Annotated in this window: 12 protein-coding genes and 1 pseudogene; 6 read left to right on the forward strand and 7 right to left on the reverse strand. The window is 72.5% G+C overall.

The features are described 5' to 3' along the window. The 3 genes and pseudogenes from BN12_RS17995 to BN12_RS18005 form a co-directional block, all read left to right on the forward strand. Positions 1 to 415 (forward strand): annotated as a pseudogene (locus BN12_RS17995) (acetyl-CoA C-acyltransferase); the annotation flags it as partial. Continuing rightward, on the forward strand, positions 406 to 1,095 hold the full coding sequence (locus BN12_RS18000; RefSeq protein ID WP_048554626.1) for an energy-coupling factor ABC transporter ATP-binding protein: 690 nt from the start codon (positions 406 to 408) through the stop codon (positions 1,093 to 1,095). The pseudogene BN12_RS17995 and the gene BN12_RS18000, both read left to right, overlap by 10 nt. A 2-nt stretch (positions 1,096 to 1,097) precedes the next feature. Next, the gene (locus BN12_RS18005) at positions 1,098 to 1,694 is read left to right on the forward strand and encodes an energy-coupling factor transporter transmembrane component T family protein (RefSeq protein ID WP_048554628.1); all 597 of its coding nucleotides are present in this window, start codon (positions 1,098 to 1,100) and stop codon (positions 1,692 to 1,694) included. An 88-nt stretch (positions 1,695 to 1,782) separates the two neighbouring features. On the opposite strand, the gene BN12_RS18010 is transcribed toward BN12_RS18005, so the two are convergent. After that, positions 1,783 to 2,385 (reverse strand): biotin transporter BioY, encoded by a 603-nt coding sequence (locus tag BN12_RS18010; RefSeq protein ID WP_048554631.1) that lies wholly within the window; start codon positions 2,383 to 2,385, stop codon positions 1,783 to 1,785. A gap of 460 nt (positions 2,386 to 2,845) precedes the next feature. Between BN12_RS18010 and ybaK the strand changes: the two genes are divergently transcribed. Further along, positions 2,846 to 3,334 carry a Cys-tRNA(Pro) deacylase gene (gene ybaK / locus BN12_RS18015; RefSeq protein ID WP_048554633.1) on the forward strand — a complete coding sequence of 163 codons (489 nt, stop codon included), beginning with the start codon at positions 2,846 to 2,848 and terminating at the stop codon, positions 3,332 to 3,334. A 540-nt stretch (positions 3,335 to 3,874) separates the two neighbouring features. Here the strand turns inward: ybaK and BN12_RS18020 are convergent. Beyond that, a complete protein-coding gene (locus BN12_RS18020) occupies positions 3,875 to 4,297 on the reverse strand; it encodes an Lrp/AsnC family transcriptional regulator (protein WP_048554635.1) in 423 nt (140 codons plus the stop codon). 60 nt (positions 4,298 to 4,357) lie between these two features. On the opposite strand from BN12_RS18020, the gene BN12_RS18025 reads away from it, so the two are divergent. Next, on the forward strand, positions 4,358 to 5,347 hold the full coding sequence (locus BN12_RS18025) for a 5'-3' exonuclease (RefSeq protein ID WP_048554636.1): 990 nt from the start codon (positions 4,358 to 4,360) through the stop codon (positions 5,345 to 5,347). A gap of 238 nt (positions 5,348 to 5,585) precedes the next feature. On the opposite strand, the gene BN12_RS18030 is transcribed toward BN12_RS18025, so the two are convergent. Continuing rightward, on the reverse strand, positions 5,586 to 8,420 hold the full coding sequence (locus tag BN12_RS18030; RefSeq protein WP_048554638.1) for a DEAD/DEAH box helicase: 2,835 nt from the start codon (positions 8,418 to 8,420) through the stop codon (positions 5,586 to 5,588). Positions 8,421 to 8,505: 85 nt separating this feature from the next. On the opposite strand from BN12_RS18030, the gene BN12_RS18035 reads away from it, so the two are divergent. Next, positions 8,506 to 9,291, forward strand: coding sequence for a helix-turn-helix transcriptional regulator (locus tag BN12_RS18035; RefSeq protein WP_200901248.1), 786 nt, complete (start codon positions 8,506 to 8,508; stop codon positions 9,289 to 9,291). 42 nt (positions 9,292 to 9,333) lie between these two features. On the opposite strand, the gene BN12_RS18040 is transcribed toward BN12_RS18035, so the two are convergent. The 4 genes from BN12_RS18040 to tatA all read right to left on the reverse strand — a co-directional run bounded on the left by BN12_RS18040 (position 9,334) and on the right by tatA (position 12,598). After that, positions 9,334 to 10,428: a YncE family protein gene (locus BN12_RS18040; RefSeq protein WP_048554643.1), complete on the reverse strand. Its 1,095-nt coding sequence runs from the start codon at positions 10,426 to 10,428 to the stop codon at positions 9,334 to 9,336. Between the two features lie 120 nt (positions 10,429 to 10,548). Then, positions 10,549 to 11,433, reverse strand: coding sequence for a diacylglycerol/lipid kinase family protein (locus BN12_RS18045; protein WP_048554645.1), 885 nt, complete (start codon positions 11,431 to 11,433; stop codon positions 10,549 to 10,551). A 21-nt stretch (positions 11,434 to 11,454) separates the two neighbouring features. Then, entirely contained in the window at positions 11,455 to 12,273 is an 819-nt protein-coding gene (tatC, locus tag BN12_RS18050; protein ID WP_235432459.1) for a twin-arginine translocase subunit TatC, read from the reverse strand. A gap of 10 nt (positions 12,274 to 12,283) precedes the next feature. Further along, positions 12,284 to 12,598, reverse strand: a complete 315-nt coding sequence (tatA, locus tag BN12_RS18055; RefSeq protein WP_048554648.1) for a Sec-independent protein translocase subunit TatA — start codon at positions 12,596 to 12,598, stop codon at positions 12,284 to 12,286. Between the last annotated feature and the right edge of the window lie 138 nt (positions 12,599 to 12,736).

Below are 12,736 nucleotides of genomic sequence, written 5' to 3' on the forward strand. Positions count from 1 at the left end.
CCCCCCCCCCCCCCCCCCCCCCCCCCCGGGGCCGCGGCTGCCCGGGCTGCGGATCCTCGCCACCGCATCCGCCGGCGTCGACCCCGAGCGGCCCGGCCTCGGCATCGTCCCGGCGGCCCGGGACGCCCTCGCCGCCGCGGGGCTGTCGGTGGCGGACCTGGACGCCGTGGAGTTCAACGAGGCGTTCGCCGGCCAGGTCCTCGCCTGCTACGACGAGCTCGGCATCGACCCCGGCACGGCATGTCGCGACGGCGGGGCGCTCGCCCTCGGCCACCCGTGGGGCGCGAGCGGGGCGATCCTCCTCGTCCGGCTCTTCACCCAGCTGGTCCGCCGTCGCCGGGGCGAGCTCGGCCTCGCCGCGATCGCCGCCGGCGGGGGCCAGGGAACCGCCGTGGTGGTCCGGGTATGCCGGTGATCGAGTTCGCCGGGGTCGGTCACACCTATCCCGGCATCGGCTCGACGCCGGTGCTGCGCGACGTGACGTGCCGGCTGGCCGAGCACCGGGTCGGGATCGTCGGCGCCAACGGGTCGGGGAAGTCGACGTTCGTCCGGATGCTCAACGCCCTCGTCGTCCCGTCGACGGGCACGGTGCGCATCGACGGGCTCGACACTGCGCGGGACGCCAGGGCGATCCGCCGGCGCGTCGGCTTCTGCTTCAGTGACCCCGACGCCCAGATCGTCATGCCGACGGTCGCCGAGGACGTCGCATTCAGCCTCCGGCGGCGGGGACTGAGCAAGCAGGAGATCGCCGACCGGGTGGCGGCGACCCTCGCGGCATACGAGCTCGCCGACCACCATGACCATCCGGCCCACCTCCTCTCCAGCGGCCAGAAGCAGCTCCTCGCGCTCGCCGCCGTCCTCGTCACCGAGCCCGACCTCGTCGTCATGGACGAGCCGACGACACTCCTCGACCTCGGCAACATCCGCCGGGTCCGCGAGACGATCCGGGCCTTGCCGCAGCAGGTCGTCCTCGTGACCCACCACCTGGAGCTGCTCGACGACGTCGACCGGGCGCTCGTCCTCCACGAGGGCCGGATCGCGTTCGACGGCGAGCCGGCCGAGGCGCGGACGTACTACGAGGGGCTGTTCGCGTGAGCATGCTCGCCATCTACCTGCCGACCGGGTCGGTCGTCCACCGGCTCCCCGCGGGCGTCAAGCTCGGCGGGCTCGTCGCCGGCTGCGTCGCCCTGCTCCTCGTCCGGCAGCCGTGGCAGACCGCCGCCGCCGGCGTCGTCCTCGCGGCGCTCTACGCCCTCGCGCGGATCCCGTGGCGGACGGCCTGGTCGCAGGCCCGGCCGATGCTCGTGTTCGCCGCCGTGCTGCTCGTCTTCCAGTGGGTCGTCGTGGGCTGGGAGCGGGCGGTCGTCATCGTCGGCGGCCTCGTGGTCGCCGTGCTGCTTGCCGGCCTCGTCACCCTCACGACCCGCACGGTCGACCTCGTCGACGCCATCGTGTGGGCGTCGCGTCCGCTTGCCCGCGTCGGCGTCGACCCCGAGCGGGTCGGGCTGCTCCTCGCGCTCGGCATCCGCTCGGTCGCCGTCGTCGCCGACCTCGCGAGGGAGGTCCGGCAGGCGCAGCTGGCCCGAGGGGGTCAGCGCAGCGCCGTCGCGTTCGTCGTGCCCCTCGTCAACCGCACGCTGCGGCACGCCGACCGGCTCGCCGACGCCCTCGTGGCCCGGGGCGTCGACGACTGAGGTTCCGTCGCCCGGGGCCGGTGGGGAGCCGGGCCCGGTACGGTGCGAGCCGGCCGACCCGGTTCGGGGTATGCCGATGCCGCAGCGTCTATCGGGAGCGAGCCGGCTGACGGGTGCGCGAGGCCGCGCGGCGAGCGGGCAGCAGGCCGGGGTTGGCGCGGTGGACCGCGTCGGCGACGACGGTCGCCACCACGGCCTTCATCAGGTCCCCGACGACGAACAGCCCGCTCCCGACCGTCGCCGCCTTGAGGCTGATCCCGGCCCGCCACGCGGTGAACGGGATTCCGACGGCATACTCGACGATGATCCCGCCGACGACCATCGCGAGGAAGCCGTAGACGACGCTGTAGGGGCTGCCTCGGCGCCAGACGAGGGCACCGATGACGTATGCGGCGACGGGGAACCCGATGAGGTACCCCACGCTCGGGCCGGCGAACACCCCGAGACCGCCCCGACCTCCGGCGAGCAGCGGCAGCCCGACGGCGACGAGGGCGAGGAAGAGCAGGAGCGACAGCGCCGCCCGCCGCCCGCCGAGCACGGCGCCGGTGATCATCACACCGAGCGTCTGGAGGGTGATGGGCACGGGGAACCCGAACGGCGAGAACGCCGGCACGAGGCCGAGGGCGGCGACGAGGCCGGCGAAGGTGGCCACGAGGGCCAGGTCGCGCGTCCTGTTGTGCTCTTGGCTCATCGGTCTCTCCTGGAGATGCTTCCGCGGTGTTCCTGCCCCTTCCGAGGAACTGTACGGCCCCACCGACGGGCTGATGCTTCCAAGGTCTTCCTGCTGCTTCCGAGGTGCGCGGCCCCACCGACAGGTTGCTGCTTCCAAGGTTCGCGGCCCCACCGACGGGATGGTGCTTCCGAGGTGTGCCTGCTGCTTCCAAGGTTCGCGGCCCCACCGACAGGAACATCGAGTGACGGACCGGCCTCGCCGGCAGCCACCGAGCACGGCTCGGCACCATCCGCTGGTCGGACACACCACCATTGCCTGTCGATAGGGCCGCGTTCCACACCTCTGCCGGCCGGTGTCGCGGTCGACCGGCTTGCTCGGCACCCCACCGGTCCGCAGCGACGCATCCCGCGTCCCGCGTTCCGCGTCGGTACGGTGGCCATCGTGACCGCCCGCCGACTCCGACCCTCAGGAGGCCGCGGTGGCGCGTAAGGACGCGGCGGCCACGCCCGCCACGGTCGCACTGACGCGCGCCGGCGTGAGCTTCCGCGTCCACACCTACACCCACGATCCGAACGCTTCGTCGTTCGGCCTGGAGGCGGCGGAGGTCCTCGGACTGCCACCGGGGCAGGTGTTCAAGACGCTCCTCGTCGACGCCGGCCGGGGCCTGGCCGTCGGCATCGTGCCGGTCGACGCGCAGCTCGACCTCAAGGCGATGGCGTCGGCGCTGGGCGTCAAGAAGGTGGCGATGGCCGATCCGGCCGCCGCCGAGCGATCGACAGGGTACGTCGTCGGCGGCATCTCCCCCATCGGCCAGAAGAGGCGGCTCCCCACGGTCGTCGATGCCTCGGCCCTGGAGCACCCGACCGTCTACGTGTCCGGGGGGCGGCGAGGGTTGGACATCGAGCTGGCTCCCGCCGATCTCCTCACGATGACGAACGGCAGGTATGCCCCGATCGCCCGTCGCTGACACCTCGCCCGCGCCGACTCGTGCTGCCCGGCCCCGGCATAGTGGCGGTGTCGCCCCTCCGGGCCCGTGCCCCCGCCCCGACTCGTGCTGCCCGGCCCCGGCACAGTGGCGGTATCGCCCCTCCGGGCCCGTGCCCCCGCCCCGAGTCTCAGCATTATCGGGTGACCCGATAATGCTGGTCCGGGCAGGGCGGGCAAGGTTCCGGGGTGACCCCGGAAGACTGGACTTCACCCCACGTCGCTTGTCGGGCGAAGTCCAGTCTTATCGGGTGACCCGATAAAGCTGGTCCAGGCAGGGCGGGCAAGGTTCCGGGGTGACTCCGGAAGACTGGACTTCACCCCACGTCGCTTGTCGGGTGAAGTCCAGTCTTATCGGGTGACCCGATAAAGCGGGTCCGGGCAGGGCGGGCAAGGTTCCGGGGTGACCCCGGAAGACTGGACTTCACCCCACGTCGCTTGTCGGGTGAAGCCCAGTCTTATCGGGTGACCCGATAAAGCTGCTTCCGGCGGGGCGGGGTGCCGGGGCGTGGGGTGCAGAAGGTCACTCCCAGGGCGTGGAGAGGACGACGGTCGTCCGGGTCGCGACATGGGCCGCCTTGCGGATCCGGGCGATGAGCTCCTCGAGGTCGGTGGGCGCCGGGACGCGCACCTTGAGGATGTAGTGCTCGTCGCCGGCGACGGAGTAGCACGCCTCGATCTCCGGCACCTCACGGAGTCGCTCGGGCGTGTCGTCGGGCTGGGCCTGGTCCAGCGGCGTGATGGAGATGAGGGCCGTGAGCGGCAGGCCGAGCATCGCATGGTCGACCTTCGCGGCATACCCCTTGATGACCCCGCGCTCCTCCAGCCGGCGGACGCGCTGGTGGACCGCGGAGGTCGACATGCCGAGGGACTTGCCCAGATCGGTGTAGCTGACCCGGCCGTCGGCCATCAGCCGGTCCACGATCCTGCGATCCAGTTCTTCCACGAGGCCAGACTACGCAGCAGGTGAACGGAGGGTGTCCGGTTCGTGGCAGCATGAGACGCCATGTCGTCCCCGCATGACGAGCGCCTCCTGCTGCTCGACTCCGCATCGTTGTACTTCCGCGCGTTCTACGGCGTTCCCGACCAGCGCGGCAGTGCGGAGGAGCATCCGACGAACGCGGTCCGGGGTTTCCTCGACATGATCGCGACCCTCGTCCAGGCGCACCGCCCGACCCATCTCGTCGCGTGCTGGGACAACGACTGGCGCCCCGCCTTCCGGGTCGCGGCTCTCCCGTCGTACAAGGCGCACCGGGTCGCCCAGGAGCAGCCGGTGGCCGCCACGCCCGGGGCCCCTCCCGACCTCGCGCATCCGGCGACGGGCCCGACCGCGGAGGAGGTTCCCGACGACCTCGAACGCCAGGTCCCCCTCATCGTCGACGCCCTGTCGGCATTCGGCATCATCCGCCTCGGATCCGACGGCTACGAGGCCGACGACGTCATCGGAACCCTCGCGACCGCATACGCGGGCCGAATGCCCGTCGACGTCGTCACGGGGGACCGCGACCTCTTCCAGCTCGTCGACGACAGCCGGCCGGTCTCCGTCCTCTACACCGCGCGCTCCGGGGTGCGCGACGCCGAGCGGGTCGACGAGACGTTCCTCCGGGAGCGGTATGCCGTCGCCGACGGGGGCGCCTACCTCGACATGTCGATCATGCGGGGCGACCCGAGCGACGGGCTCCCAGGCGTTCCGGGCATCGGGGAGAAGACGGCCGCCAAGCTCATCGCGACGTACGGCTCGCTCGCGGGGATCCGGTCGGCCCTCGAGAGCGGTGATCCCGGCATCAAGGGGGCGCAGCGCGCTCGCCTCGAGGCCGCCGTGCCCTACCTCGACGTCGCCCCGGCGGTCGTCGCGGTCGCGCGCGACGTTCCCCTGCCCGACGTCGACCTGGCGGTCCCCTCCGAGGTCGCCGACGCGTCGCTGTTGTCGCGGCTGGCGAGCGAGTACGGCCTGACCAACACCATCAACCGCGTCCTCACTGCCCTCGGTATCTGACCCGCCCGTCCGACTGGTGCCGGGCCTGAGGTGGCGCTCAGACCCCGATCGGGCGACAGATGGCCAAGCGAGATGGTGCACAAACCCCGATCGGGTGGCAGACCGCCAGGCGAGATGGTGCACAAACCCCGATCGGGCGCCAGACCGCCAGGCGAGATGGTGCACAAACCCCGATCGGGCGCCAGAGCGCCAGGCGAGATGGTGCACAAACCCCGATCGGGTGGCAGATGGCCAGGTGTCAGTCGAGGCGGTCGGCGGCGACGACGCCGCGCAGGACGAGGTCGACGGCCCGCCGCGCCGTCCGCCGGACCGTCGCGTCGCTCGCGGCGTCCGCCACCTGGTCGAGGAGGTCGACGATCTGCTTGCAGCGCCGGACGAAGTCGCCCGCCGCCATGTCCTGGCCCCGGAGCACCGCGTCGAGACGCTGGCCGGACGCCCAGCGGTGGACCATCCATGCCATCCCGCCGTCCGGAGCGCCCGTCGGGACGAGCCCGGCGGACCGCTCGTGGTCCTCCAGCTCCGACCACAGGCGGTACATCCGGTCGACGGCCTCCCGGACCTCGTCGGTCGGCATCCGCGGCGCCGGGTCGACCTCGCCCGAGCGGGGCTCGTGGACGAGGGCGGACACGCAGGCTGCGAGCGAGGGCGCGTCGAGGCGCTTCCAGACCTCGCGGCGCAGGCACTCGGCGGTCAGCAGGTCCTTCTCCGTGTAGAGCCGCCGCAGGTCGCGACCGAGGGGGGTCACCGCCGTCCCGTCCGGGGAGAGGTACCCGAGGTCGGCGAGCAGCGCGCAGATGCGGTCGAAGGTCTTGGCCACCGAGCCGGTCCGGCCCTCCATCCGGCGCTGGAGGGCGACCGTCTCGCGCGTGAGCCGCCACCAGCGCTCGGACCATCGGGCATGCTGCTCGCGCTCGGGGCACTGGTGGCACGGGTGCGCCTTGAGCTGCCGGCGCAGCTCCTCGATCCGGTGGTCCGCTCCCCCCGCCGCCTCCTGGGCACGCCGCTTCGGCGGTGGGTCGTGGGGCACCGCGATCCGCAGCGACGTCGCGATGTCGCGCCGGGACTTCGGGGACTTCGGGTTGAAGTGGGCGGGCACCTTGACGGTCGCGAGCGCCTCGACCGGCACCGGGACGTCGACGAGGGTGAGCCGGCGCAGCTGACGGTCCTCGGTGACGACGGTCGGGGAGGCCGGCTGCCCCGCATACCCCTTGTCGGACGTCACGACGACCGCGTAGCCCGCCCGTCGCCCAGCCGGTATGCGGATGACGTCGCCGACCCGCAGCGCCCCCAGCGAGACGGCCGCCTCGGCGCGGCGCGACGCCGAGCGCTGCTTGGCGCCCTCCTTCTCCAGCTGCGCGAGCTGGTGGCGGAGCGCGGCATACGAGCGGAAGTCGCCGAGGCGGCATTCCATGGCCTCGGCGTAGCCGGCGAGCGCCTCCTCGTTCTTGCGGATGGCGCTCGCGAGCCCGACGACGGAGCGGTCCGCCTGGAACTGCGCGAAGGAGGTCTCGAGGATCTCCCGCGCGACGTCGCGGCCGACCTGACCGACGAGGTTGACCGCCATGTTGTACGTCGGCCGGAAGCTGGATCGCAAGGGATAGGTGCGGGTGGAGGCGAGTCCCGCGACCGCGACGGGGTCGAGGCCCCGCGACCAGAGGACGAGGGCGTGCCCCTCGACGTCGATGCCCCGTCGGCCCGCGCGGCCGGTGAGCTGGGTGTACTCGGCGGGGGTGACGTCGGCATGCGACTCGCCGTTGAACTTGACGAGCTTCTCGAGGACGACGGTGCGCGCCGGCATGTTGATGCCGAGGGCGAGGGTCTCGGTCGCGAAGACGACCTGGATCCGCCCGGCGGTGAACAGCTCCTCGACGATCTCGCGGAAGAGCGGCAGCATCCCGGCGTGGTGGGCCGCGAAGCCCCGGGTCAGGCCCTCGACGAAGTCCCAGTACCCGAGGACGGACAGGTCCTCGTCGGCGAGGGACCCGATGCGCTCCTCGACGAGCCGCCGGTTGCGCTCGCCCTCCGCGTCGGTGACGAGGCGGATGCCGTCGCCGAGCAGCTGCCCCACGGCCGCCTCGCAGCCCATCCGGCTGAAGACGAAGACGATGGCGGGCAGCAGCCCGTCACGGTCGAGCTCGGTGACGACCTCGGCCCGCGTCGCTCCCCCGCCGGGTCGCGAGCCCCGGGCGAACCCGCGGCCACCCGCTCCACCACCAGGGCCCCGCGGTGCCCTCCGGTCACGCCCGCCCCGACCCCCCTGGCCGCCGCGTCCGCCCCGCCCGCGGCCTCCGGGGTACCCACCGGTGTCGAAGCGGTCGCGCTGCTCGGCGTTGCGGACGGCATGGAGGAGCTCGGGGCTGATCCGGCCCTCGTTCATCGAGGCGGGCGTCACCCCGTCGGCGAAGAGGTCGTACATCGACCGGCCGACCATCATGTGCTGCCACAGCGGCACCGGACGGTGCTCGGACACGATGACGGCGGTGTTGCCGCGCACCTCCCGCAGCCAGTCGCCGAACTCCTCGGCGTTGCTCACCGTCGCCGACAGCGAGACGACCTGGACGTCCTCGGGGAGGTGGATGATGACCTCCTCCCACACCGCGCCCCGGAACCGGTCGGCGAGGTAGTGCACCTCGTCCATGACGACGTAGCCGAGCCCGGAGAGGGTCGTGGACCCCGCATACAGCATGTTGCGGAGCACCTCGGTCGTCATGACGACGACGGGCGCCTCCCCGTGGACCGACACGTCGCCGGTGAGCAGCCCGACCCGGCCGGCGCCGTGGCGCCGGACGAGGTCGTGGTACTTCTGGTTCGACAGGGCCTTGATCGGGGTCGTGTAGAAGGCCTTGCGCCCGGTGTCGAGGGCACGCTGGACGGCGAACTCGCCGACGACCGTCTTGCCCGCCCCCGTCGGCGCGGCGACGAGGACCCCCTGGCCCGCCTCGACGGCCTCGCAGCCGGCGATCTGGAAGTCGTCGAGGGGGAAGTCGAGGGTGCTCGCGAAGCGGCCGACCGCCGAGCGGTCGAGGGCCGCCCGGCGCTCCGCCTCCGCCTTGCGCTCCGCAGGGCTCAGCATGCCCTCCAGGCTATGTCAGAGAGTAGGCCCCGGCGTGCGACGGACCGTTGAACCGATGATGGTTAGGTATGCCTACCCTGGAGGAATGTCGATCGTCAGCATCCATCGCGGGCCGACCCGCCCGCACGACCGCTGGGACGTCCACACGCACCGGGAGCCGCTTCTCATGTGGAGCTCGACGGCGACCGTCGCGGTGAGCTCCGCCGCCCGTGACTGGCTGGTCCCTCCCGGCCACGGGATCTGGGTCCCCGCGGACACGGAGCACTCCGCGTCGACGGTGCGGGGCGGCGAGGTGTCCGTCGTGCGGTTCGCTCCCGGCCGCAGTCCCGTCCCGTGGCGCGGGCCCACCGGCGTCGCGCTGACCCCGCTGCTCCACGAGCTCGCCGGGCACCTGGAGCACATCGGAGCCGACGACGCGAGCCGGCCGCACGCCGAGGCGCTGTTCGTCGCGCTGCTCGGACTGCTGCCCACCCACGACCTGCCGATCGCGATGCCGACCGACCCGCGGACGAGGATCATCGCCGAGCGGCTGCTGTCGGACCCCGCGGACCCGAGGGGTCTCGCGGCCTGGGCGGACCATGTCCATGCGGGCGCGCGGACCCTCTCCCGGCTCTTCCTCCAGGAGACCGGGCTCACCTTCGCCCGGTGGCGCGCGCAGGTACGGATCCGCGCCGCCGTCGCGATGCTCGCCGACGGAGCCGCGGTCGACACGGTGGCCCGCGCGGTCGGCTATCGCAAGACGAGCGCCTTCATCGCCGCGTTCCGGCGCGCCACGGGCCACACCCCCGGCGCCTTCCAACGCGCCGGGACCTCAGCGGTCGGGATCGCGCCGAGCGGGAACGCGAGCCACCCGGGCTGGGAGACGTGCTGACGCCTCCCAGCCCGGGCGGGTTCCTCGTGGATCCTGCCGCGGTCAGCGGGTCCCCACGCTGATCCGGTAGATGTTGTCGGCGACCGTCGAGCCGTCCCCGGACTTGTCGACGAGCCAGACCGACCCTCCGCCGACGGTGAGGTCGTTGGGGTTGGCGGCCGTCGTGATGGTGTCGGTCGCGACTCCACGGCGCGGGTCGATGACGGTGACCGTGCCCGCCGTGCGGTTCGCGACGAGCACCTTGCCGCTGCACGGGTCGTTGACGATCGCGAGGGAACCCTCACCCGTGGCGACGGTCTTGACGACCTTGCCCCGGCGCAGGTCGACGATCGAGGCCGTCCCGTCGGCCTGGTCCGCCGTGTAGGCGAGGCGGCCGTCCTTCGACAGCGCGATCGAGATCGGCCCGTTCCCGGTCGGGATGAAGCGCGGCTGCCGCGAGGAGCGGGAGACGGCGATGATCCGCGAGCCGTTGAGGTCCGTCGCGTATGCCGTGCCGGTCCACGGGTCGACGGTCACCCCGCTCGGCTGCGCGCCGTCGACGACGAAGCGCTTGACCTGCTTGAAGGTCCGCGTGTCGAACGCCGTGATCGAGCCGTCCGTGACGCCGGTCGCCCACGCGAGGTTGTGCGCCGGGTCGATCGCGATCTCACGCGAGTGCCCGACACCCGTAAGGTAGGCGAGCTGCTTGCCGGTGCGCTGGCTGTAGACGCTCACGGCGTCCTCGGTCGTGTTGGTCGCCCACACCGTGTCGTGCTCGTCGTCCACCGCGATCCCGAAGATCAGCTCACCCTCCCCGGTGGCCGGGTTCACCGGCGCCGGGAACGTCGCCGAAGCCTTCAGCGTGCGGGGGTCCACCTTGACCAGGCCCGAGCTCGACGTGTCGAAGACCGAGTAGGTCGTCCACAGCGTGCGGTGGCGCTCGGAGTAGCCGACCTGGTAGAGACCCGCCGTCAGCGCCTTGCTGACGACCCGCGGGGCGTGGTGGTGTGCGTGCCCGGACACCGGACTGCTGACGGCGGCCGCTGCTCGCGGGGCGGACGACGGGTGGGCACTGGCCGCGGGTGCCGCGAACAGCGAGCCGGCGACGCCGGCGGCGAGGAGTGCCGCTGCGAGCTTGCCGCGCTTCGTGGGAGACATGGATGTCCTTCCGTAGGGAGAAGCCTTTCAAGGCATAGGTAAGCCTTACCTAACTCACAGGCGGATGGCTGCCAACCGATGCCCCGAGACGGCCATCTCGGCGGGGCCGGCCGGGGACCGCTAGGTGAGGACGGACAATGCCTCCGGCACGACCTCGCAGGTCAGCGGCAGGGGCGCGAAGCGCTCTCCGTCGGCGTATGCCACGACCCGCTCCGCGTCGAGCCGCACCTCCCGCCCGCGGAGGATCTCGACCGCCGGGTGGTCGACGTGGGTGCCGGAGAACACCCGCGGGAAGACCCGCACCAGCTCGACCCGGGAGATCGCGTGCACGACGACGACGTCGAGGAGCCCGTCGTCGACCCGGGCGTCCGGCGCCATCCGCATCCCACCGCCGTAGGCGGGTCCGTTCGCGACCGCGACGAGCATCGCCTCGGTCCGCGTCGTCACCCCGTCGACCGTCACGGCATACGGAATGGGCCGGAAGACCGGCAGCTCACGGAGGATCGCGAGGTGGTAGCGCATCCGCCCCTTGGGCCACGGCCATCGGTTGGCGCGCTCGTTGACGACGCTGTCGAAGCCCGCCGCGAGAACGCCGCCGAACCACGCGCCGCTCCCGTCGGGCTCGACGCGCCGTGCCGCGTCGATCCGCCGCGGGACCCCCTCACCGACGACCCGGACGACGGCGGCGGCATCGCGAACCGGCCAGCCGAGGGTGGCGGCCAGGTCGTTGCCGGTGCCCGCTCCGGCGACGACGAGCGGGGTGTCGGTCCCCGCGACGACGTTGACGCCGAGGTGGGCCGTCCCGTCACCCCCGACGACGACGAGCACGTCGATGCCGTGGGCGACGGCGCGGACGGCGTTGGCGCGCGCCGCGGAGGCGGTCGGGGCGGACAGGTCGACGACATCGTGGCCGGCCGCCCGGAGGCCGTCGGCCACGTCACGGCCCAGGACGGCCCCTCGGCGCCGGCCCGCGGTGGGGTTGACGACGAGGCCGACCCGCTTCACGCCGCAGACCCTACCGGGCCGCTACAGCGCGGTGGCCTCGTCGTCGGGTGTGTCGAGCCAGGCGGGGCGCTCGCGGGTCTTGCGCCGCTGGATGAGGGCGCTCACGCCGATGGCCGCCCAGAAGAGGACGACGAGCGGGACGGCGAGCAGCATCATGGAGTACGGGTCGGGCGTCGGCATCATCATCGCCGCGAAGCAGAAGATGAGGAAGGTCGCGACCCGCCACGAGCGGATCATGGCCCGCACCGGCAGGATCCCGATCATGTTGAGGGCGACGAGGAAGATCGGGAGGAGGAAGGCGAACCCGAACCCGAGCGAGAACCGGGTCACGAAGCTGAAGTAGGTCGACAGCTCCTGGAAGTTGGCCGCGCCGTTCGGGGTGAAGTCGAGCAGGACCCCGATGACCAGCGGCAGGGAGCGGTGGGCGAGGAGGATGCCCGCGAGGAAGAGGGGCACGCTGGCCCCGATGAAGGCCAGCGAGATCCGGCGCTCCTTGCGGGTCAGGCCGGGCACGATGAAGGCCCAGATCTCGTACAGCCAGACGGGGCTGGAGATGATGACGCCGACGAACAGTCCGATGCTGAGGTGGAGGGAGAACCCCGTCGTGAGGCCGGCGAGCGTGAGCTTGATGTCACCGGCCCGCTCGGGGTGGGCGGCGATGTAGTCGGTGAGCGGCTGGGTGAGGAGCCGATAGACGTCGTCGTAGAGGACCCACCCGACGACGGCACCGAGGGCGATGGCGAGGCAGGCGATCAGCACCCGCCGTTTGAGTTCGCGGAAGTGCTCCGCCAGCGACATCCGGCCCTCGGGGTCGCGAGGGCGTCGCCGAGGCAGCGCCACGGAGGGTGCGTCAGGCCGCGCCGGACGAGTTGTCCGTGCGGGGTGCGTTCTCCTGGACCGGCGAGGTCGAGGCCTGCGGGGCGGCCGGCTGCTGCGGTGCGGGCGGGGCGGCGCCCTGACCCGGCTGGACGGTCTCCCCCGGGACGGTGGCCGAGGATGCCGGCGACTTCCCGTCCTTCTTCATCTCGTCGACCTCGGACTTGAAGACGCGGGCCGACCGACCGAGGCTGCGGGCGGCATCGGGTAGCCGCTTCGCGCCGAAGAGCGCGATGAGAAGAACGATGAGGATGATGATGTGCCATCCCTCGAAGAGGCCACGGCCCATGGTGAATGCCTTCCGGTGCGGCGATCGGCTCGCGGTGAGCGCGACGTGTCTCCTCAGTCTACGCCGCGCGCCCACCCCGGAAGCCGCTCGGCCCGCCGTCGGCGTTTGGCCTCGCGGCGCACCTGCCGCTCCTCGACG

The sequence above is a fragment of the Nostocoides japonicum T1-X7 genome (assembly GCF_001046855.1).
GTDB lineage: Bacteria > Actinomycetota > Actinomycetes > Actinomycetales > Dermatophilaceae > Nostocoides > Nostocoides japonicum.

Bases quoted from the DNA above. Each gene is read 5' to 3' on its own strand.
- BN12_RS18025 (WP_048554636.1), top strand. From the start codon at position 4,358: ATGTCGTCCCCGCATGACGAGCGCCTCCTGCTGCTCGACTCCGCATCG.
- BN12_RS18005 (WP_048554628.1), top strand. From the start codon at position 1,098: ATGCTCGCCATCTACCTGCCGACCGGGTCGGTCGTCCACCGGCTCCCC.
- BN12_RS18010 (WP_048554631.1), bottom strand. From the start codon at position 2,385: ATGAGCCAAGAGCACAACAGGACGCGCGACCTGGCCCTCGTGGCCACC.
- tatA (WP_048554648.1), bottom strand. From the start codon at position 12,598: ATGGGCCGTGGCCTCTTCGAGGGATGGCACATCATCATCCTCATCGTT.
- BN12_RS18000 (WP_048554626.1), top strand. From the start codon at position 406: ATGCCGGTGATCGAGTTCGCCGGGGTCGGTCACACCTATCCCGGCATC.
- BN12_RS18040 (WP_048554643.1), bottom strand. From the start codon at position 10,428: ATGTCTCCCACGAAGCGCGGCAAGCTCGCAGCGGCACTCCTCGCCGCC.
- BN12_RS18030 (WP_048554638.1), bottom strand. From the start codon at position 8,420: ATGCTGAGCCCTGCGGAGCGCAAGGCGGAGGCGGAGCGCCGGGCGGCC.
- BN12_RS18035 (WP_200901248.1), top strand. From the start codon at position 8,506: ATGTCGATCGTCAGCATCCATCGCGGGCCGACCCGCCCGCACGACCGC.